This is a genomic window from Rhizobacter sp., assembly GCF_032229685.1.
Taxonomy (GTDB): domain Bacteria; phylum Pseudomonadota; class Gammaproteobacteria; order Burkholderiales; family Burkholderiaceae_C; genus LMDS01.
In genome coordinates this window covers 83,009-103,256 of record NZ_JAVTWP010000001.1, presented here as the reverse complement: position 1 = coordinate 103,256, position 20,248 = coordinate 83,009, and the positions used below count along the sequence as shown (strand labels likewise).

Sequence of the window (20,248 nt, the reverse complement as noted above, 5' to 3'; positions counted from 1 at the left end):
TGTGACCGCGCCCGGGCAGATCAAGATCCGAGATCAGACGGTGCGGACCTTGACCTTGGCGTGCTCGTTGATGCCCATCGCGCCGAAGAACAGCGCCACCATGCGGTGCGCGTCGACGAAATTGACGCCGCGGTTCTCGCTGCGCCGCGCCAGCACCCAGTTGAGCAGGTCGCCGGCAGCGATGAAGTCGACCCGGATCAGGCGGGCGCACGACACGTTGACGATGTTCGACGTGCCGAGATCGGCCGTCATCTTGGTCAGCGTGGCGCCGATGTCACCCACCAGCTGCCCCGACAGCTCGACGCTGCCGACTTGCAGCACACCGGTGTCTTCGGTCAGGCGCGACTCCATGAAGCTGGTCGACACGTCGCTCACCACCGACAACGGCGGCGAGGTGGTGCTCACCCCCGTGCCGCTCACGCGCACTTCGCAGCGCGCGCGTTCCCACGAGGGTGGCGAGACTTCGTAGGTCACGCAGTAGTCGATCGCGGTCTCGTCGAACTGGTCGGGCCGGTAGGCCATGCGCAGCGCGTCGAGCCGCACCTGCCAGTAGGCCGGGTCGACATCGCGCACGCCGGTCGGCGAGGCGTCTTGCAGCACGGTGAACAGGCGCTCACCGCCGAGCCAGCGCATGTCGAGGTCTTGCGGGATCCAGCTGCGGAACAGCTCGCTCAGGCGGGCGCAGGCTTCTGCGTCGATGCCTTTCAGGGCGCTCCAGTCGAAAACCCAGGGCAAGGGCATCTGCAAGGTCAAGGACGACAGCTTGGCGACCGCGTCGGCGTCCACATACTCGGGGCAGACCCAGCCGACCTGGCCTTCGAGGCGCGGCCGCTTCGGGCGGTCGGCGCTGGCGGCGTCGGCCACCAGCTTGGGCATGGAAAACCATTGCGGCGCCGACCAGCCGAACTGCTGCGCATAGTCGAGCGCCAGGCTCTCGAATTTGTGCTGCTGGCCGATGGCGCGGTACAGGTCAAACAGCACGAGCCAGGTTTCGGCGTCTTGCGAGCGCGGACCGCCGGGCACTGTCATGCCCACGAGCGCTTGTTCGCACTGGTCGAAGTCGGCGTTGGCAAAGGCGATCACCGCCTCGTCGAGTTCCGGGTCGTGGACCACTTCGGCCAGATTCACGGCAAACGGGTCGCCGAAGCCTGACGTGGCCGCGTCGAAGGCCAACGGCGCCATGCTGGGCGCCAGCGGGGCGGGCTGCGACGGGGCGCGGCCACGGTCGGGCGCCGCTTCGACGACGCGGCCGCCGGCCGCACCGGGCAGGTTGGGGCGGTTCAGGGCGTCGCCCAGCGGCACCGGCTCGGTCGGGGCGTTGTAGAACTCCGGCGTGCGCGCCTCGGCGCCGGCAGCAGCGGGCGGCAAACGCACTTCGGGCGCGCGGCGCAGCGGGGCGACGAAGCTGTCGCCCACCATCTGCTGTTCGATCTCGTCGATCTTGGCCTTGACGCCGCTGTCGGGCTTGGCGCCGCTGTCGGCGATGCGGGCTTCCGAGTCGTCGAGGCGGGACGAGCCGCCGAGCGCGGCAAGCTGTTCGCTGGTCAGGCCCTCGCGGCGCACCTTGCGCAGCATGTCGAACTCGCGCTTGCGCACGAAGTCGTTGCGCCGCTTGCGCTCGATCATCGCCTTGAGTTCACCCTTGGCGTATTCGGTCTCGCGCGCCTCTTCGGTGGGCACACCCAGTTCCGCCCAGTCGGTGGACGGATTCGCCACGAATTTGACGACTTTCCGGAAGAAACTGGTCGTGTCTTTGGGTTCCGACATCTCGGGGCTCGGTTTCAGGGCCGATGCGAGCGTGTGCCCGCTTCAGTCGCCGAACATCTTCTGCTTGAGTTCGCGCCGTTGCTGGGCTTCCAGCGACAGTGTAGCGGTCGGTCGGGCGATCAACCGGCCCAACCCTATGGGTTCGCCGGTTTCGTCACAGAACCCGTACTCGCCGGAGTCCAAGCGGGCCAGGGACTGTGAAATCTTCTTCAGCAGCTTGCGCTCCCGGTCACGGGTGCGCAATTCCAGGGCGTGCTCTTCCTCGATGGTGGCGCGGTCGGCCGGGTCGGGAACGATGGAAGTGTCTTCGCGCAGGTGTTCGGTGGTTTCACCGGCGTTGCTGAGCAAGTCGTCCTTGAGCGTCTGCAGCTTGAAGCGGAAGAACTCCAGCTGCTTGTCGTTCATGTACTCGGCCTCGGGCATGGCCAGCACTTCGGGCTCGGTCAGGTCGCGCCCGGCCTTGGTTTTCCAGGCGTTGGCCAGTTTCGGGTCGGCCTTCTGGGCCAGGCGGGGCGTGTCGAGCTCCAGATTGTTCATCTGCCGGGTCGGCGGCCGAGGCGGCGCGAAGCGGTCGGCAAAACGCGAGGTCGGTGGCGGCAGCGGTGCCTGAACGGCCGGTGCGGCGTATTTCGACGCACCACGGCCGGGCTTGCGCAAGACCACGGGGGCGGAAGATCCCGCCGGCACGGCGGCGGGGGCGGCCGGCACGGGAGCCGGCGGGGGAGCAGATTTCATCGGGGGCGGTACGGGTTTCGCGGCGGCTGCGGGTTTGGCGACAACGGCCGGCTTGACGGGTTTCTTGGGCGCAGGCGCGGCCTTGGGCGGCGCGCTCTTCGCGGCGGGGGCGGGTTTGGCCTTGGCTGCAGCGGTCTTCTTGGCTGCAGGCTTGGCGGCAGGCGCTGGTTTGGCGGGCGCCTTCTTGGCAGGCGCGGGTTTGGAGGCGGCGGGCTTCTGGGGTGGCGCCTTGCGGGCCGGGGTCTTGCTCACGGGGTCTCCTCACATCACCGATGACACCCTCTTGAATGAGGGTCTTGCGCCAAGGCGCCGCGGTTTTAACCGCCGCGGATTGTAGTCACGTTGCAACCCGGGCCGCTGGCAACTTTTTGGGATGGGCAAAAACCCCGTCGGCGCAGGCGCGCCAGGCTGCACGGTTCAGACGAGACAGCCTTCCAGGCCCTGCAAAAACACGTCGCGCGGCAGGTCCAGGCCGATGAAGACCATCTTGCTGGTCTTTTTCTCGCCCGGCATCCATTTCGGGCCCAGGTCGCTGCCCATCAGCTGGTGCACGCCCTGGAAGATCACCTTGCGGTCGGCGCCCTTCATGTTCAGCACGCCCTTGTAACGCAGCATCTTCGGGCCGTAGACCTGCACGATGGCGCCGAGGAATTCTTCGAGCTTGGCCGGGTTGAAGGCCTTGTCGGCGCGGAACACGAACGACTTCACGTCGTCGTCGTGCGCGTGGTGGTGCGGGTGGTCGCAGTGTTCGCCGTGCTCGTGATCGTGGTGATCATGGTCATGGTCATGCCCGGCGTGCGGGTCGGCGTTCAGGAAATCGGGGTCGATGTCGAGCTTGGCGTTCAGGTTGAAGCCACGCAGGTCGAACACATCGGCGAGCGGCACGTCGCCGAAGTTCACGCGGGTTTGCTTGGCGCGCGGGTTCATGTGCTTCACACGGTGGATCAGCGCCTCGACGCTGGCGTTGTCGACCAGGTCGGTCTTGCTGATGAAGATCTGGTCGGCGAAGCCGATCTGACGGCGCGCTTCCTGGCGGGTGTCGAGCTGGCTTTCGGCGTGTTTGGCGTCGACCAGCGTCAGGATCGAGTCGAGCAGGTAACTCTCGGCGATCTCGTCGTCCATGAAGAAGGTCTGCGCCACCGGGCCGGGGTCGGCGAGGCCGGTGGTCTCGATCACCACGCGGTCGAACTTGAGCTCGCCCTTGCGGCGCTTCTCGGCCAGGTCGGCGAGCGTGGTGCGCAGGTCTTCGCGGATCGAGCAGCAGACGCAGCCGTTGTTCAGCTGGATGATCTGCTCCTTGGCGTCTTGCACCAGGATCTCGTTGTCGATGTTCTCGTCGCCGAACTCGTTTTCGATCACGGCGATCTTCTGGCCGTGCGCTTCGGTGAGGATGCGCTTGAGCAGCGTCGTCTTGCCCGAGCCGAGAAAGCCGGTGAGGATGGTGGCGGGGATGAGGCTCATGGAAGGGCTGCCTTGCTGAAGTGAATGAGAGGGGCCGGGGCTGTCGCGAAACCGTCTGGTCAGATGGGGGTCGACGACTCTGGTTCAAGGTAGCAGATGTGTCAAGCGCCCGCTGCCGGCGGCGCGCACGTCCCGTTCGGGTAAGCTTGGCCGACCTGAACTCTGCGCTCTTCGCTCGATGTCCGACCCCCATACCGGTCGCCCCCAGCGTGGGGGCGACAGGCACGCAGCGCCGCCGGCTCCGCGCCGCACGCTGTTGCAAAAGCTCATCGAGCTGGTGGCGCCAGGGCCCGACTCGCGCGACGAACTGATCGAGTCGCTGGCCGACGCCGAGCAGAAGGAGCTGATCGAGCCCGAGTCGCGCATGATGCTCGAAGGCGTGATCCGCATGGCCGACATGACGGCCGGCGACGTGATGGTGCCCGCCGGCCGCATGGACCAGCTGGACATCGCTTCTGATTACGACGAGTTGCTGCACCTGGTGATCGACACCGGCCACTCGCGCTTTCCGGTCTACGAAGGCGGGCGCGAGAACGTCATCGGCATCCTGATGGCGAAAGACCTGCTCAAGCTGCAACGCTCGCCCGACTTGAACCTGCGCACGCTGCTGCGCCCGGCGGTGTTCGTGCCCGAGAGCAAAGGCCTGAACGAGCTGCTGCGCGACTTTCGCTCGAACCGCAACCACCTCGCGATCGTGATCGACGAGTTCGGCAGCACCGCCGGCCTGATCACGATCGAAGACGTGCTCGAAGAGATCGTCGGCGAGATCGAGGACGAGTTCGACGACAAGGACGGCGAATCGGGCATCTACACGCTGGCCGACGGCAGCCAGCGCGTGGCCGGTGATGTGGACATCGCGGCCGTCAACGAAGCCTTCACCACTGCGCTGCCGCACGACGAGTTCGACAGCATCGGCGGCCTGGTCGCGCACGAGCTCGGCCGCGTGCCGCGGCGCGGCGAAGCGGTGATCGTCGGCGAGCTGATGTTCTCGGTGATGCTGACGCGTGGCGGGGCCGTGCGCTGGTTCAAGGTCACGCGTGCGCCCGAGCCCGTGGCCAGCGGCGACGGCATCTGAACCTCGCCCGCATGCCGTTCGCGCTCGAGCTGCTGCTGGCGGCCGCGCTCGGTGCGCTGCACAGCCTGCCATTCGTCTGGACGCAAGCCTGGCCCTTGCAGCTCGCCCTCGTGGCCCTGCTGGCGTGGCGCGTGGCCGGCGCCACAGCGTGGCGGGCGGCTGCGTTCGGCCTGGTCTTCGGCACCGCCTGGCTCGGCGCAGGCACCTGGTGGTTGTTCATCAGCATGCACCGCTACGGCGGCCTGCCGGCCTGGCTGACGGTGCTGGCCATCACGCTGCTGTGCGCGGCGCTCTCCTTGTACCTGGCCGCCGCGATGGCTGCCTTCGCGCGCTGGCGCAGCGGCCGCGCCGGGCGCGACACGTTGCTGTTCGCCGCGCTCTGGCTGCTGGCCGAACTGGCGCGCGGCATCATCTTCACCGGCTTTCCGTGGGTGGCCAGCGGCTACGCACACGTCGACGGGCCGCTCGCCGCACTGGCGCCGTGGCTCGGGGTGTACGGGCTGGGTGCCGTTGGCGCCGCTCTGGCGGCGTGGTTCGGCCTGAGCGCTCGTGGCGGCTTTGGCCGCGCCGCGGTGCCGCTGGTTGGAACGGTCGTTGTCTTGATCGCCTTGTCGTTCGCTGGCCCGGGGCAGTATTCGCAACCGGGTACCACCTTGCGCGTCTCGCTGCTGCAGAGCAACGTGGCGCAGGACGAGAAGTTCGCGGTCGAGCTGATCCCGAAAGCGCTGGAATGGGCGCGCGTGCAACTGCTCGCGGCCGAAGGCGACCTGGTCGTGGCGCCCGAGACGATCATTCCGCTGCTACCCGAGCAACTCGACACGGGCTACTGGGAAGGCTTGCTGCAGCACTTCCAGCAGGGGCGGCAAGCCGCGCTGATCGGCCTGCCGCTGGGCAACGAAGTCATCGGCTATACCAACTCGGCCGCCGGCATCTCGGCCGGAACCAAGGCGCTGCCCGAAGGTTTTTACCGCTACGACAAGCACCATCTCGTGCCCTTCGGCGAGTTCATCCCCGAAGGCTTCAAGTGGTTCACGCGGATGATGAACATCCCGCTCGGTGACTTCAACCGTGGCCCGCTGGTCGCCCCGTCGTTCGCCGTGGGCCCGGAGCGCGTGGCGGCGAACATCTGCTACGAAGACCTGTTCGGCGAAGACCTCGCCGCGCGTTTCACCAACGCCGCCGCAGCGCCGACGATCTTTGCCAACATCAGCAACATCGGCTGGTTCGGCGAAACGATCGCGGTCGACCAGCACCTGAACATCTCGCGCATGCGCGCCCTCGAATTCCAGCGCCCGATGCTGCGTGCCACCAACACCGGCGCCACCGTGGTGATCGACCACACCGGCCGCGTGACACACGCGCTCGCGCCTTTCACGCAGGGTGTGCTCGACGCCGAAGTGCAGGGCCGCACCGGCATCACGCCGTTCGCGCGCTGGGCCGCGGTGGCCGGCGTGTGGCCGCTGGCGCTGCTGGCGCTCGGCGTGGTCGCCGGCTTCGTGGCCGTCAGCGCCCGGCGCGCACGAGCCGCCCGGGGCGCGCCGCGGTGATCTCACCGCTTCGCTGCACGGGCTGGCCCGCGACCCAGGTGCCGAGGTAACCGACCCCTTTCTGCAGAAAGCGCTTGCCGCCAGCCGGCAGGTCGTGCACCAGCGCTGGCACGCCGACGCTCAGGCGCTGCGGGTCGATGACATTCAGGTCGGCGCGCTGGCCGACGGCGAACGTGCCGCGGTCGTTCAGCCCGAGATACCGCGCGTTGCGGCTCGTCATCATCTCGACCGCGCGCTCGAGTGGCAACTTGTCGGCGGCGCGGTCACGCACCCAGTGCGTCAGCATGAAGGTCATGAAACTCGCGTCGCAGACGGTGCCCACGTGCGCGCCGGCATCGCTCAAACCGGCCAGCGCGCGCGGGTGTTCGAGCATGCTGCGCACGGCCGAGAGCGAACCGTCGTTGTAGTTGAAGATCGGAAAGTAGATGAGGTTGTTGCCATCACCTTCGGCCAGGTGGTCGTAGAGCGCTTCGAGCGCGCTGATGCCACGCTGCTTCGCCCGCACCAAAAAACTCTGCATCACGTCGGGTTCGTAGTTCAGCCTCGCGTCGAGCGGGAACATGCGCCCGCTGATCATCTCGATGCGCGCCAGCAAGATGTCGACCAGCGGCGGGATCGCCGTGCCGTCGCCGGCCAGACGTTCTGACTTTTCGCTCAGCACCCGCGCCTTGCGCGCCGGCTCACGCATCGCCGCGGCGCGCTCGGCCAGCGGCAACTGCGCGATTTCCTTGAAGCCCGGAAAGCCCATGAAGGGGTGGAAGCTCGCCTCCAGCCCGTTGATCACGCCGATGCCACGTGCCGCAGTCTGCAGGTAGAGCGGCAGGCCTTGGGCCACGGCGACGTCGACCCGCTCGCGGATCGCCTGCCACTGGGCGCCGCCGGGGTCACGCTGCAGCCAGGTCATCGAGAGAGGCCGGCCCGAGGCGCGCGCCACCGCTTCGACCAGATCGAACTCGGCGTCGAAGCGCTCCGGGCCTTTCAGCACGTCGAAGTCGCTGACCATCTGGACCACGCCGTGCCGCAAGCCTTCGAACGCGCTCGCGATGCCGCACAACTCGGCGCTGCTCGCTTCCGACGCCGGTGTTTCCTTGCCTTCCGAGGTGCGGTGGTTGTCGCTGCGGCCGCTGCTGAAACCCACCGCGCCGGCCTGCAGTGCCTCGCGCACCAGCGCTCGCATCGCCGCAATGTCGTCGGCGCCGGCGGCCTGCTGCGTGAACGCGCGCTCGCCCATCACCGCCATGCGAACCGGGTCGTGCGGGATCTGCAGCAGGAAGTCCAGGCTGTGGGGCGTGGCGTCGAGCGCGTCCATGAACTGCGGAAACGACTCCCAGTTCCAGCGGATGCCTTCGGCGAGCGCCGCACCGGGAATGTCTTCCACCCCTTCCATCAGCTTGATCAGGTCGGCTTCGTGGCCCTTGCGCACCGGCGCGAAACCGACGCCGCAGTTGCCCATGACCACGGTGGTCACGCCGTGGTGGATGCTGGGCGAGAAGGTCTCGTCCCAGGTGGCCTGGCCGTCGTAGTGGGTGTGGATGTCGACGAAACCGGGTGTGACCCACGCGCCGCTCGCGTCGATGCGTTCGCGCGCGGCCTGCGTGACCTTGCCGACTTCGACGATGCGGCCGTCCTTCACACCCACGTCGGCCGTGAACGGCGCGCCGCCCGTGCCGTCGACGACGGTGCCGCCTTCAATGAGCCAGTCGAGCATCCTTGCGCCTCCAGAGAGTTGCGAGCGTCAGGCCCGACACGATGTGCCAGATGCCCCACAGGCTCGCGATGATCACCATGCCGAGGTCGGCGTTGAACTGCACCGCGATGATGCCCAGCGCCAGCCCCGAGTTCTGCATGCCACCTTCGATCATGATCGCGCGCCGGTCGCGCTCGGCCACGCGAAAGGCCAGCGCGCACAAGTAGCCCATCAACAGGCCGCTGGCGTTGTGCAGGATCACGATGACCAGTTGCGGCACGATCTGAGCCGTGAGCAGCGCACGCTGGCTGATCAGCCCGAGCGCGATGAACGCGAGCAGCGCCACGATGCTGAAGGTGCCGAGCGGCTTGCGGATCTTTTCGGTGAAGGCCGGCCAGCGGTGGCTGAGCGTCAGCCCCAGCGCCATCGGAATCGCCAGCAGCGCGAGCAGGCTCCACCAGATGTCGGACGGGTCGATCGAGAGCGTGCGCATCCAGCCGGCGGTGGCCGGGTTGGTGCTCATCATCCAGGTGAAGTTGAACGGCGTGAGAAACAGCGCCAGCACCGCCGCCACCGCCGAGATGCTGACCGAGAGCGCCGTGTTGCCACGGCCGAAATGCGTGATCACGTTGCTGAGCGATCCGCCCGGGCAGGCGGCCACGAGGATCATCGCCGCCTCGACGTTCGGCGGCAGGTCGAGCACCAGCGTGGCGAGCCAGGTGCCCACCGGCAACAGCACGAATTGCGGGATCAACCCGCAGACGACAGCGCGCGGTTGCTGCGCCACCCGCGTGAAGTCGGCCGGTTTCAGTTCGAGCGCGACCGAGAACACCATGGTCGCGAGCACCGCGCTGAGAATGAGCTGCTGGGTCGTCATCGCAAGAGGCTAACCGCCCGCCAGCCCTTTAGAATCAAGGGTTTACGCAGACCGCTAGCCGATGCTCACCTTCCAGCAAATCATTCTGAAACTGCAGGACTACTGGAGTTCGCAGGGTTGCGCCTTGCTGCAGCCCTACGACATGGAAGTCGGCGCCGGCACCAGCCACACGGCCACTTTTTTGCGCGCGCTCGGCCCCGAGCCGTGGAAGGCCGCCTACGTGCAACCGAGCCGCCGCCCGAAAGACGGGCGCTACGGCGAAAACCCGAACCGGCTGCAGCACTACTACCAGTACCAGGTGGTGCTCAAGCCCGCGCCGGCGAACATTCTCGAGCTCTACCTCGGCTCGCTCGAAGCGCTCGGCTTCGACCTGAAGGCCAACGACATCCGTTTCGTCGAAGACGACTGGGAGAACCCCACGCTCGGCTGCTGGGGCCTGGGCTGGGAGGTCTGGCTGAACGGCATGGAAGTCACGCAGTTCACCTACTTCCAGCAGGTGGGCGGCATCGACTGCAAGCCGATCACCGGCGAGATCACCTACGGCCTGGAGCGGCTGGCCATGTACCTGCAGGGCGTGGACAACGTCTACGACCTGACGTGGACCGACGGGCTCAGCTATGGCGACGTCTACAAGCAGAACGAAGTCGAGCAGAGCACCTACAACTTCGAGCACAGCGACGTGGAATTCCTGCTCGGCGCTTTCAGCGCGCATGAAAAACAGTCGAAGCATCTGATGGAACAGCAACTTGCGTTGCCAGCCTACGAACAACTGCTCAAGGCCGGCCACAGCTTCAACCTGCTCGACGCGCGTGGCGCGATCAGCGTGACCGAGCGCGCGGCCTACATCGGCCGCATCCGCAACCTGGCGCGCGCGGTGGCGCAGAGTTACCTCGAGAGCCGCGCGCGGCTCGGCTTTCCGATGGCGCCCAAGGCCTGGGCCGATGAAGTCGCGGCCCAGCTCGCGAAGAAGGCGGCCTGATGAGCACGACGAAGAACTTGCTCGTCGAACTGTTCGTCGAAGAGCTGCCGCCGAAGGCGTTGCAGGTGTTGGGGATGGCATTCGCGAATGTCCTCGCTCAACGGCTGCAACTCCTCGGTTTGGCGGACCCCGGGGTGGTGCGCCCTTTTGCGTCGCCACGGCGGCTGGCCGCGCACATTCCTTCCGTACGTGCCCAGGCCCCCGACCGACTTGTTTCGCAGAAACTGATGCCTGTGAGCGTGGGCATCACTCCCTCGGGTGAGCCAACGCCGGCTCTTCTGAAAAAGCTTGCGAGTGTCGGCGCCGATGCTTCGGCTGTGCCGAACCTGAAACGCCAGATGGACGGCAAGGCCGAAGCGCTGTTTTTCGACAGCGTCGTCACCGGCGCCACGCTGGCCGAAGGCTTGCAGAAGGCCCTCGACGAAGCGCTCGCCAAGCTCCCGATCCCGAAGGTGATGCAGTACCAGTTGGCCGACGGCTGGAGCAGCGTGCACTTCGTGCGCCCGGCGCATGGCTTGGTCGCGTTGTACGGTGACGAGGTGGTGCCGGTGAGCACACTCGGTCTGCATGCCGGCCGCGGCACGCACGGCCACCGCTTCGAAGCGGCGGTCGACCCGATCGAACTGAAAGACGCCGACCACTACGCGCAGCAGCTCGAAAGCGAGGGCGCGGTGATCGCGAGCTTCGGCGCGCGCCGCGACGAGATCGTTCGCCAGTTGAATGCTGCGGCGGCGAAGCAGGGGCTCAAGCCCATCGACGACGACGCGCTGCTCGACGAAGTGACGGCCCTGGTAGAACGACCCAACGTGCTCGTGTGCCAGTTCGAGCCCGAGTTTCTTGGCGTGCCGCAGGAATGCCTGATCCTGACGATGAAGGCAAACCAGAAGTACTTTCCGCTGCTCGATGCGGCGGGCAAGCTGACGAACCAGTTCCTCGTCGTCAGCAACATCCGCCCCGAAGACCCGAGCCGCGTGATCGAAGGCAACGAACGTGTCGTGCGCCCGCGCCTGGCCGATGCCAAGTTCTTCTTCGACCAGGACCGCAAGAAGACGCTCGAGTCGCGCGTGGCGGGGCTCGACAAGGTGGTCTACCACGGCAAGCTGGGCACGCAGGGCGAGCGCAGCCAGCGTGTGCGCGCGATCGCGCGTGCGATCGGCCAGCAGCTTGGCGGCGATGCGCTGGCCGCCGCAGCCGACCGCGCGGCGATGCTCGCGAAGGCCGACCTGGTGACCGACATGGTGGGCGAGTTCCCCGAACTGCAAGGCACCATGGGCGGCTACTACGCCCGCCACGACGGCGAGACTGACGACGTGGCCGTGGCGATCGAAGACCACTACAAGCCGCGCTTCGCAGGCGACGAGTTGCCGCGCAACCTGGCCGGTGTGGTGGTGGCGCTCGCCGACAAGCTCGAAACTCTGGTGGGTTTGTTCGGCATCGGGCAACTGCCCACCGGCGACAAGGACCCGTTCGCGCTGCGGCGCCACGCCCTCGGCCTGATCCGCATGCTGACCGAGCGTTCGCTGGCGCTCGACCTGCCCGCGCTGATAGCGCTGGCCGTGCCACCGTTCGGCAAGCTCGTCACCGACCCGAGCGTGCCGCTGCTCGAATTCATCGGCGACCGGCTCGCCGGCAGCCTGCGCGAGCAGGGCTACAGCGCGCAACAGGTCGACGCGGTGCTGTCGTTGGGCCTGTCGCGCCTGGCCGATGTGAAGACGCGGCTGGCTGCCGTGCGGGTCTTCGAAGCGCTGCCCGAGGCCGCGTCACTGGCGGCCGCCAACAAGCGCGTGGGCAACATCCTGAAGAAGAGCGAAGCCACGCAGTTCTCTGCCGTGTCGGATGCGCTGCTGAAAGAGCGTGCAGAGGTCCAGTTGCATCAGGCCTTGTCAGACGTCGAGACAAAAGCCGACATCGCCTTCCGGCGCGCCGACTACACCGCCTCGTTGCAGGCACTCGCCGCACTGCGTGAACCGGTCGATGCATTCTTCGAGTCGGTGATGGTCAACGCCGAAGACCCGGCCCTGCGCGCCAACCGCCTCGGCCTGCTCGCACAATTGCACACGGCCATGAACCGCGTCGCCGACCTGTCCAAGCTCGCGAGCTGACCGCATGACCCCGATGAAGCTCATCATCCTCGACCGCGACGGCACGATCAACGAAGACCGTGACGACTTCGTCAAGTCGCCCGACGAGTGGGTGCCGATCCCCGGCGCGCTCGAAGCGATCGCGCGGCTCAACCATGCGGGCTGGCACACGGTGGTGGCCACCAACCAGTCGGGTCTGGGCCGGGGCACCTTCGACATGGCCACGCTCAACGCGATGCACACCAAGATGAACCAGATGCTGGCCAAGCAGGGCGGCCGCATCGACGCGGTGTTCTTCTGCCCGCACGCGCCCGAAGACGCCTGCAACTGCCGCAAGCCGGCGCCGGGGCTTTTCGTGCAGATCGGCGAACGTTTCGGCGTCGACCTGGGCGACGTGCCCGTCGTGGGCGACAGCCTGCGCGACCTGCAGGCCGGTGTGGCCGTGGGTTGCCGCCCGCACCTGGTGCGCACCGGCAAGGCGGCGCAGCTCGACGACACCCAGCTCAGCGAGTTGTGCAGCCTGGTGGCCGGTACCCAGGTGCACGCCGACCTCACGGCGTTTGCCGACTTCATGATCCAGCGCGAGCGCCACGAGCGCAGCGCCAGCGGTGAATCCGACTCCGGCTTCGGCAGGCTCGACTGATGGCTGCTTTTTTCAACGCCTTGCGCTCGGCGCTGTTCGTGCTGTTCATGGCCGTCACCGTCGTTCCCTGGGCGCTGGCCGTGCTGGTGGTGTCGATCTTCGCGCGCGGCAACGTCGTCTACTGGATGTGTGTGGGCTGGCTGCGCACCGCGATCTGGGGCGCCAAGGTCATCTGCGGCGTGCACGCGCGGTTGCACGGCATGGAGAACCTGCCCGACTACCCGGTGGTGCTGCTGCCCAAGCACCAGTCGACCTGGGAGACCTTCGCGTTTCCCGGCCTGATGCCGCACCCGCTCTGTTATGTGTTCAAGCGCGAACTGCTCTACATCCCGTTCTTCGGCTGGGCCATGGCGCGCATGGACATGATCCACATCGACCGCAGCAAACGTTCGCAAGCGTGGAACCTGGTCGCCGAGCAGGGCCGCAAGTTCATGGACAAGGGCCACTGGGTCATCATGTTCCCCGAAGGCACACGCGCGGCGCGCGGCGGGCGCGGCGTTTACAAGGCGGGCGGCACGCGCCTGGCCGTGGCCACCGGCCGGCCGGTGCTGCCGATCGCCGTGACCTCGGCACGCTGCTGGCCGCGCAAGAGTTTCATCCTGCGCCCCGGGGTGATCGACCTGTCGATCGGCCGGCCGATCGAGTCCACCGGCCGCGACCCCGAAGAACTGATGCGCGAAGTCGAAACCTGGATCGAGGCCGAGATGCAGCGGCTCGACCCCGAGGCCTACCCTGCAACCGCCACGCCCACGGCGGCCACAGCGCAGCGCGCATGAGCCGCTCGGCCCCGGCCCCGAACACATCGCAGCTCACGCTGTTCGATGAGCCGGTGCCGGTGGTCGCCGAGACCGCCGTTTCCGCTGCGCCGCCTGTCGTCGCCGCTGCGTCCGCAACCGGTGCTGCCCCGCTTGTTTCGCCGCCCGCTTCGCCGCCTGCCCCCCAGGCCCTGCCCCTCGCCAGCGTGCTCGTGCCCGCCGTGTTCCGCCACCCGCAGGCCGACCGCGAGATTCGGCTGAACGAACACCTGGTGGCCTACGCGCTCAAGCGCGCGCGGCGCCGCAGCATCGGCTTCATCGTCGGCATGGAAGGCCTCAGCGTCAACGCGCCCAAGTGGGTCGGCATCGGCGACATCGAAGCCGCGCTGCGCGAAAAGGCCGCCTGGATCCTGCGCAAGCTCGCCGAGCAGCAAGAGCGTGCGCAGCGCCTGCACGAAGCCAAGGTCGAATGGCGCGACGGCACCACCATCCCTTTTCTCGGCGAACAGGTGATCGTGGTGCTCGACGCGCGCGCTGGCCTGACGAAGGCGGGTGCGGTGCTCAACACCGATGCCGAAGCGCTGCCTGGCGTGCCCCGCCTCACGCTGCACATCGGCCTGCCGCACACCGCCACGGCGGCGCAGATCCGCGACGTGGTGCAGAGCTGGTTGCAGCGCCAGGCGCGGCGAGTGTTCGAAGAGCGTTGCCAGCTCTACACTCAGAAGCTCGGCGTGCGTTACACGCGGCTCTCGCTGTCGTCGGCGCAGACGCGCTGGGGAAGCGCCAGCGCCGACGGCTCGATCCGCCTGAACTGGCGGCTGATCCACTTCGGCCTGTCGACGATCGACTACGTGGTCGCGCACGAACTCGCGCACCTGCGCGAGATGAACCACAGCCCGCGTTTCTGGGACGTGGTGCGCTCGGTGGTGCCTGACTTCGAGGTGGCGCGTGGCAGCCTGAAGGAAGGCGTGGTTCCGGTGTTCGACTGAGCCGCGCCGCCTGCGACCGGCGCATCCCTTGATTGAAGTAGTGTGTAACACCCCGATCGGCGCGATCATGGCCGTGGCGCACCACCAGCCACCGAGGGAGACCGCCATGAACACCTTGACCACCGCCGAATGGATCGAGCGTTGTGCCCGCCGGATCGTCGAGCTCGATCAGCAGATCGCCCGCGATGAAGCGCGCGGCCTGGCGCGCGAATTCCGCCGTTTCGAACGCACCGCGGCCATGGTGCCCGAGGCGGCGGTCGACTTCGTGGCCACCGAGCTGGCGCACACCGCGCCGCGCTTCGAGCGCCGCGCCGAGCCGCGGGCCTGAGCCGCGCCGTTCAGGCGCGCGTGAAGCGGTAGATGCCGTCGGCGTCGAGCCGGCGCGTCAGCTGGCCGGCAAACCACAGTGCGTGCAGGTGCGCGAGCGACTCGCCCATCGCGAACGTGGTCTGGTGCAGGTCGAGCTTGCGGCGGAACAGCAGCATCAGCAGGTCGGCCGCGTTCTGCGGCGCTTCGGCGCAGGCCTTCAGCACGTCGGCAAAACGCTCGTCGTGGTGGGCTTTCAACTGGTCGATGCGGGTGTGCAGGCCGGTGAACGGGCGGCCGTGCGAGGGCAACACCAGCGTGTCGGCCGGCAGCGCCTTCATTTGCTCGATCGAGTCGAGGTACAGGCGCAGCGGGTTCGACTCGGGCTCGATCTCGTGCACGCTCACGTTGGTGGAAATGCGCGGCAACACCATGTCGCCGCTGATCAGCGTCGACAGTGCTTCGCAGTGCAATGACATGTGCTCGGGCGCGTGGCCGTAGCCGGCGTGGCAGGCCCAGGAATGGCCGCCAACCTGCACGCGGTCGCCATCCATCAGCCGGCGGAAGCTCACCGGCACCTTCGGCACCATGTTTGCGTAGTAGCTGGTGCGGGCCGTGATCTGCGCCTGCGCGTCGGGGTCGGTGAGGCCGTGGCTGGCCATGAAGCGCGCCGTCGCTGCGCCGCCGAAGCCGGTGATCGAGCTGCTCGACAGGCGGGCCGTGTTGTAGTCGGTGGCGCTGACCCACAGCCGCACACTGAAGCGTTCGGTGAGCCAGTGCGCCAGGCCGATGTGGTCGGGGTGCATGTGGGTGACGATCAGGCGCAACACCGGCAGGCCTTGCAGTTCGCTCGCGAAGATCTGCTCCCAGGCGGCGCGGGTCGCGTCGTTGGCGATGCCACAGTCGACGATCGTCCAGCCCTGCACGCCGTCTTGCTCGTCACGCAGCAGCCACAGGTTGATGTGGTCGAGCTGGAACGGCAACGCCATGCGCAGCCAGCGCACGCCCGGCGCCACTTCGAGCGTGCTGCCGATCGTGGGCAGCGTGTCGCCGTGGGGGTAGTTCAGCTGCTGTTCGAGCTCGTTCATTCGTTCCGCCTTCACGGTGACCCGCACTACACTTGACGTAAACGTCAACCGGGGCAGTGTAGATCGCCATGCCTTCCGCTGCTGTCACACAGATGTCTTCCACCTTCACCATCGGCCAGCTCGCGCGCGAGTTCGACCTCACCACGCGCGCGATCCGCTTCTACGAAGACTGCGGCCTGCTCACGCCGCAGCGCAGCGGGCGCAACCGGGTCTACACGCTGCGCGACCGCACGCGCCTGAAGCTCACGCTCCGCGGAAAGCGCCTGGGCCTCACGCTGGCCGAGGTGAAAGAGCTGGTCGACATGTACGAGTCGCCCCGCGACACGCAACCGCAGCTGAAGAAGTTCCTCGTCGTACTGGCCACGCACCGCGAGCAGCTCGAGCAGCAGATGACCGACCTGCACGTCACGCTCGACGAAGTGCGTGCGCAAGAGAAAGAAGCGCGGCGCCTGCTCGCGCTCGGGCAGAAGAAGGAACAGGGCGCCTGATCCCGAAGCCCGATCGGTAGAATTGACGTATACGTCAACCACCAGGACAGCGCCGCCATGATCGCCCCCGATGCCGACTTCAAGCAGCGCACGCTCGACTCCTTCGCGAAACAGCCGGCGATGGCCACGCTCGGTGTCACGGTCGAATCGATCGATGCCGGCCGCGTGGTGCTGGCGCTGTCGCACCGCGCAGACTTGACCCAGCAGCACGGCTTCCTGCACGCCGGCATGGTGGCCACCGCGCTCGACTCGGCCTGTGGTTACGCCGCGTTCACGCTGATGCCGGTGGGGGCGGGCGTGCTGACGATCGAGTTCAAGATCAACCTGCTGGCACCGGCGCGCGGGCCGCTGCTGCACTGCGAAGGCCGGGTGACGAAGGCCGGGCGCACCATCAGCGTCGTCGACGGCCAGGCCTTCCAGTTCGAGGCCGGCAGCAGCGAGCGCAAACTCGTGGCCACGATGACCGCGACGATCATGACCGTGACCGGGCGCAGCGACGTGCGGCACTGAACGAAACCACAGGAGACAAGACATGAACAACCTGCCCGGCCTGAATTTCCAGCTCGGTGAAGACGTCGACGCGCTGCGCGACGCGGTGCGCGAGTTCGCGCAAGCCGAGATTGCGCCGCGCGCGGCCGAGATCGACCGCAGCGACCAGTTCCCGATGGACCTGTGGCGCAAGATGGGCTCGCTCGGCGTGCTCGGCATCACCGTCGGCGACGAATACGGCGGCGCCGGCATGGGCTACCTGGCGCACATGATCGCGATGGAAGAAATCAGCCGCGCCAGCGCCTCGGTCGGCCTGTCGTATGGCGCGCATTCGAACCTGTGCGTGAACCAGATCAAGCGCAACGGCAACGACAAACAGCGCGCGAAGTACCTGCCCAAGCTGATCAGCGGCGAACATGTGGGGGCGCTGGCGATGAGCGAACCCGGCGCCGGCTCCGACGTGATCAGCATGAAGCTGAAGGCGCAGGACAAGGGCGACCACTACCTGCTCAACGGCACGAAGATGTGGATCACCAACGGGCCCGACGCCGACACGCTCGTGGTCTACGCCAAGACCGAGCCCGAGCTGGGCGCGCGCGGCGTCACCGCCTTCCTGATCGAGAAAGGCATGAAAGGTTTCAGCATCGCGCAGAAGCTCGACAAGCTCGGCATGCGGGGCAGCCACACCGGCGAGCTGGTGTTCGCCAATGTCGAAGTGCCGGTCGAGAACGTGCTCGGCCACCTGAACGGCGGCGCCAAGGTGCTGATGAGCGGCCTCGACTACGAACGTGCGGTGTTGACCGGCGGGCCGCTGGGCATCATGCAGGCGGTGATGGACAACGTGGTCCCGTACATCCACGACCGCAAGCAGTTCGGCCAGAGCATCGGCGAGTTCCAGCTGATCCAGGGCAAGGTGGCCGACATGTACACCGTGCTGCAGGCCGGTCGTGCCTTCGCGTACACGGTGGCGAAGAACCTCGACCTGCTCGGCACCGAGCACGTGCGCCAGGTGAGAAAAGACTGCGCCAGCGTGATCCTGTGGTGCGCCGAAAAGGCCACGTGGATGGCCGGGGAGGGCGTGCAGATCTTCGGCGGCAACGGCTACATCAACGAGTACCCGCTCGGGCGGCTGTGGCGCGACGCCAAGCTGTACGAGATCGGCGCCGGCACGAGCGAGATCCGCCGCATGCTGATCGGGCGCGAGCTGTTTTCAGAGACGATGTGAGCGGCCCGGGCCGCGGCGGCCCGGAGACATTGCAGACACATTCGGCAGGTACGATCCGCGCCTCGAATCACCACCAGCGGCCGGAGTGCACGGGGTGCGCAGCCGCTCGGTCTTGCGGCATGCGCCCTGCGATGGCCCGCGATCCATGCCCGTTCCAGACATCGAGTTCCGCGACTACCAACCGGCGGACAAGGCTCACGTCATCTCTCTGCTCGCCAACGGTCGACACGGCGACTACACACGCGTGAAGACTGCGGTGTTCGACTGGCAGTTCGGCGGCAACCCGGCGAACGACGACGCGCCGCCCTTCCTGGTGGGCACGCTGGGCGACGAGATCGTCGCGATCAACGGCTTCATGCCGGTGAAGCTCCGCTACCGTGGCGAGTCGTTGCGGGGCTGCTGGAGCCTGGACACCTACGTCTCGGGCGCGCACCGTGGCCGGGGTTTCGGCAAGGCGCTCGTGCAGCGTGTGTCGGTGAAGGCGCCGGTCATGCTCGGCTTCGGCATCAGCGACGCCAGCGACCCGATCTTCGACAAGCAGGGTTGGGCGCTCGACATGCAGATGGCCACCTGCTTTCTTCACCTGGGCGAAGCAGGGCTCAGGGGTGCGGCCAAGAACCTGGTGAGCCGTGGTGCCCGGCTGCTGCGCGGTCGCCCGCCCGGTGGCGATGCCGAATGCCGGGTCGAACCCGCGCCGGCGATCGATGAGCTCGATGCGAGCTGGCGACTCGTCGGCGGCGACTACGAAAATGCTGTCGAGCGCAACGGTGCCTACCTGAGCTGGCGCTATCACGATTCGCCGGTGAACCGCTACCGCTGGGTCACGGCGCGGCGCGGGGGTGAACTGGCGGCGCTGCTCGTCACGCGGCACCACCCGGTCGAGTCGGTGATCGCCGACTACCTCGGGCCGGCCGATGACGCCGGCCTTCTGGCCGGGCTCTGCGCCGCCGCGGTGGCCGACCTCGCCGACAGCGGCACGCGCCGTGTGCGCTGCGAGACCAACCACCCGGCGGTCAAGCAGGCGCTGGCGGCGGTGGGCTTTCTGCCCTCGCGCTGGGTCGGCCGGTTCCGGGTGCGCAGCAATCTGGCGCCCACTGGCGCCTCGACAGCTGGCTGGCTCGTGATGACGGGCGACAGCGACAACGACCTGCTGGTGTTCTGACCGCGCGCGCGGCAGGCCTATGAGGCCTGCGCTGCAGCCCACCAGCGATCGAACTCCTCGGGCGTTTCGAGCGTGATGCGTCCCCAGGCGCCACTGCGAAAGTCGTTGATGACGATCTCGGCGGCTTTCTGCAGGTCGATGCGCCCGCCGGTCATCAGTGCGCCGCGCCGCCGGCCGATCTCGCCCAGCAGGGTGTGGGCGGCGGCCCCCGTGATGTCGCCGAGCTTGTAGCGCGCCTGCAGGCGGTCGGCGTAACGCCCGCACACGCGTGCGATCAGCTCGAGCGCCACTTCTTCTTCGTCGTAAGCGTTGCGGCCGATGCCGCCGCTGGCCGCCAGGTGGTAGCCGCTCTGCTCGACCGCGATGCGCGGCCAGAGCATGCCGGGCGTGTCGAACAGATGGAAGTCGCTGGCCAGCACGATCTTCTGCTCGGTCTTGGTGATGCCGGGCTCGTCGCCGGTCTTGGCCCGGCGCTCACCGGCCAGCGTGTTGATCAGCGTCGACTTGCCCACGTTCGGAATGCCGCAGATCAACACCCGCACCGGCTTGACCATGCCGCCACGCAGTGGCGCCAGCTCGCGGCAGGCGTTGACCAGCAGGCGCGCCGGCGCGGTGCTGCTCGCGTCGAGCGCGAGCGCGCGGGTGCCGGGCCGGGCCTGGTAGTGCGCGAGCCACTGCGTGGTGAGTTCGGGGTCGGCGAGGTCCTGCTTGTTGAGCAGCTTGAGCGCGGGCTTGCCGGCGGTCAGGCCGGCGAGCATCGGGTTCGCGCTCGAGCCCGGTAGCCGCGCGTCGAGCAGCTCGATCACGACGTCGATGTCCGGCAGCCGCTCGACGATCGCCTTCTTCGTCGAGTGCATGTGGCCCGGGAACCAATGGATGGGCATGGGCGTGTGG

19 protein-coding genes are annotated in these 20,248 nt (G+C 67.5%); 12 read left to right on the top strand and 7 right to left on the bottom strand.

All coding sequences use genetic code 11. The annotated features are described in order from the left end of the window. Positions 1-33: 33 nt before the first annotated feature. The 3 genes from AC30PD_RS00475 to AC30PD_RS00465 all read right to left on the bottom strand — a co-directional run bounded on the left by AC30PD_RS00475 (position 34) and on the right by AC30PD_RS00465 (position 3,963). On the bottom strand, positions 34-1,767 hold the full coding sequence (locus tag AC30PD_RS00475) for a hypothetical protein (protein WP_489533664.1): 1,734 nt from the start codon (positions 1,765-1,767) through the stop codon (positions 34-36). A 42-nt stretch (positions 1,768-1,809) separates the two neighbouring features. Beyond that, complete coding sequence (gene dksA / locus AC30PD_RS00470; RefSeq protein WP_489533663.1) at positions 1,810-2,754, bottom strand: RNA polymerase-binding protein DksA; 945 nt, start codon at positions 2,752-2,754, stop codon at positions 1,810-1,812. Positions 2,755-2,919: 165 nt separating this feature from the next. Next, positions 2,920-3,963, bottom strand: coding sequence for a CobW family GTP-binding protein (locus AC30PD_RS00465; protein ID WP_489533662.1), 1,044 nt, complete (start codon positions 3,961-3,963; stop codon positions 2,920-2,922). A 178-nt stretch (positions 3,964-4,141) separates the two neighbouring features. Between AC30PD_RS00465 and AC30PD_RS00460 the strand changes: the two genes are divergently transcribed. Beyond that, positions 4,142-5,038 (top strand): CorC family transporter, encoded by an 897-nt coding sequence (locus AC30PD_RS00460; protein ID WP_489533661.1) that lies wholly within the window; start codon positions 4,142-4,144, stop codon positions 5,036-5,038. Positions 5,039-5,049: 11 nt separating this feature from the next. Beyond that, on the top strand, positions 5,050-6,585 hold the full coding sequence (gene lnt, locus AC30PD_RS00455; protein WP_489533660.1) for an apolipoprotein N-acyltransferase: 1,536 nt from the start codon (positions 5,050-5,052) through the stop codon (positions 6,583-6,585). On the opposite strand, the gene AC30PD_RS00450 is transcribed toward lnt, so the two are convergent. Both AC30PD_RS00450 and AC30PD_RS00445 read right to left on the bottom strand, forming a co-directional pair. Next, complete coding sequence (locus AC30PD_RS00450) at positions 6,542-8,293, bottom strand: N-acyl-D-amino-acid deacylase family protein (RefSeq protein WP_489533659.1); 1,752 nt, start codon at positions 8,291-8,293, stop codon at positions 6,542-6,544. The two genes, lnt and AC30PD_RS00450, sit on opposite strands and share 44 nt — an antisense overlap. Next, positions 8,274-9,149 (bottom strand): bile acid:sodium symporter family protein, encoded by an 876-nt coding sequence (locus AC30PD_RS00445; RefSeq protein WP_489533658.1) that lies wholly within the window; start codon positions 9,147-9,149, stop codon positions 8,274-8,276. Before AC30PD_RS00445 ends, AC30PD_RS00450 begins: the two co-directional genes overlap by 20 nt. Positions 9,150-9,210: 61 nt before the next feature. Here AC30PD_RS00445 and glyQ point away from each other — a divergent pair, with 61 nt between their 5' ends. The 6 genes from glyQ (at position 9,211) to AC30PD_RS00415 (ending at position 14,924) form a co-directional block, all read left to right on the top strand. After that, entirely contained in the window at positions 9,211-10,128 is a 918-nt protein-coding gene (glyQ, locus tag AC30PD_RS00440) for a glycine--tRNA ligase subunit alpha (RefSeq protein ID WP_489533657.1), read from the top strand. Further along, entirely contained in the window at positions 10,128-12,230 is a 2,103-nt protein-coding gene (glyS, locus tag AC30PD_RS00435) for a glycine--tRNA ligase subunit beta (protein ID WP_489533656.1), read from the top strand. The genes glyQ and glyS overlap by 1 nt, the downstream gene beginning before the upstream one ends. A gap of 13 nt (positions 12,231-12,243) precedes the next feature. Further along, complete coding sequence (gene gmhB, locus AC30PD_RS00430; protein ID WP_489533655.1) at positions 12,244-12,852, top strand: D-glycero-beta-D-manno-heptose 1,7-bisphosphate 7-phosphatase; 609 nt, start codon at positions 12,244-12,246, stop codon at positions 12,850-12,852. Next, the gene (locus AC30PD_RS00425; protein WP_489533654.1) at positions 12,852-13,628 is read left to right on the top strand and encodes a lysophospholipid acyltransferase family protein; all 777 of its coding nucleotides are present in this window, start codon (positions 12,852-12,854) and stop codon (positions 13,626-13,628) included. The genes gmhB and AC30PD_RS00425 overlap by 1 nt, the downstream gene beginning before the upstream one ends. After that, the gene (locus AC30PD_RS00420) at positions 13,625-14,596 is read left to right on the top strand and encodes a M48 family metallopeptidase (RefSeq protein ID WP_489533653.1); all 972 of its coding nucleotides are present in this window, start codon (positions 13,625-13,627) and stop codon (positions 14,594-14,596) included. Before AC30PD_RS00425 ends, AC30PD_RS00420 begins: the two co-directional genes overlap by 4 nt. A gap of 106 nt (positions 14,597-14,702) precedes the next feature. After that, on the top strand, positions 14,703-14,924 hold the full coding sequence (locus AC30PD_RS00415; protein WP_489533652.1) for a hypothetical protein: 222 nt from the start codon (positions 14,703-14,705) through the stop codon (positions 14,922-14,924). 10 nt (positions 14,925-14,934) lie between these two features. On the opposite strand, the gene AC30PD_RS00410 is transcribed toward AC30PD_RS00415, so the two are convergent. After that, positions 14,935-15,990, bottom strand: a complete 1,056-nt coding sequence (locus AC30PD_RS00410; protein ID WP_489533651.1) for an MBL fold metallo-hydrolase — start codon at positions 15,988-15,990, stop codon at positions 14,935-14,937. A 92-nt stretch (positions 15,991-16,082) separates the two neighbouring features. On the opposite strand from AC30PD_RS00410, the gene AC30PD_RS00405 reads away from it, so the two are divergent. The 4 genes from AC30PD_RS00405 (at position 16,083) to AC30PD_RS00390 (ending at position 19,354) form a co-directional block, all read left to right on the top strand. Beyond that, positions 16,083-16,478 (top strand): MerR family transcriptional regulator, encoded by a 396-nt coding sequence (locus AC30PD_RS00405; protein ID WP_489533650.1) that lies wholly within the window; start codon positions 16,083-16,085, stop codon positions 16,476-16,478. A 57-nt stretch (positions 16,479-16,535) separates the two neighbouring features. Further along, a complete protein-coding gene (locus AC30PD_RS00400) occupies positions 16,536-16,988 on the top strand; it encodes a PaaI family thioesterase (protein ID WP_489533649.1) in 453 nt (150 codons plus the stop codon). A gap of 22 nt (positions 16,989-17,010) precedes the next feature. Beyond that, the gene (locus tag AC30PD_RS00395; RefSeq protein WP_489533648.1) at positions 17,011-18,192 is read left to right on the top strand and encodes an isovaleryl-CoA dehydrogenase; all 1,182 of its coding nucleotides are present in this window, start codon (positions 17,011-17,013) and stop codon (positions 18,190-18,192) included. Positions 18,193-18,337: 145 nt separating this feature from the next. Beyond that, positions 18,338-19,354, top strand: coding sequence for a GNAT family N-acetyltransferase (locus tag AC30PD_RS00390; RefSeq protein ID WP_489533647.1), 1,017 nt, complete (start codon positions 18,338-18,340; stop codon positions 19,352-19,354). A gap of 17 nt (positions 19,355-19,371) precedes the next feature. Here the strand turns inward: AC30PD_RS00390 and ylqF are convergent, their stop codons facing one another. After that, on the bottom strand, positions 19,372-20,238 hold the full coding sequence (ylqF, locus tag AC30PD_RS00385; protein ID WP_489533646.1) for a ribosome biogenesis GTPase YlqF: 867 nt from the start codon (positions 20,236-20,238) through the stop codon (positions 19,372-19,374). Positions 20,239-20,248: the final 10 nt, after the last annotated feature.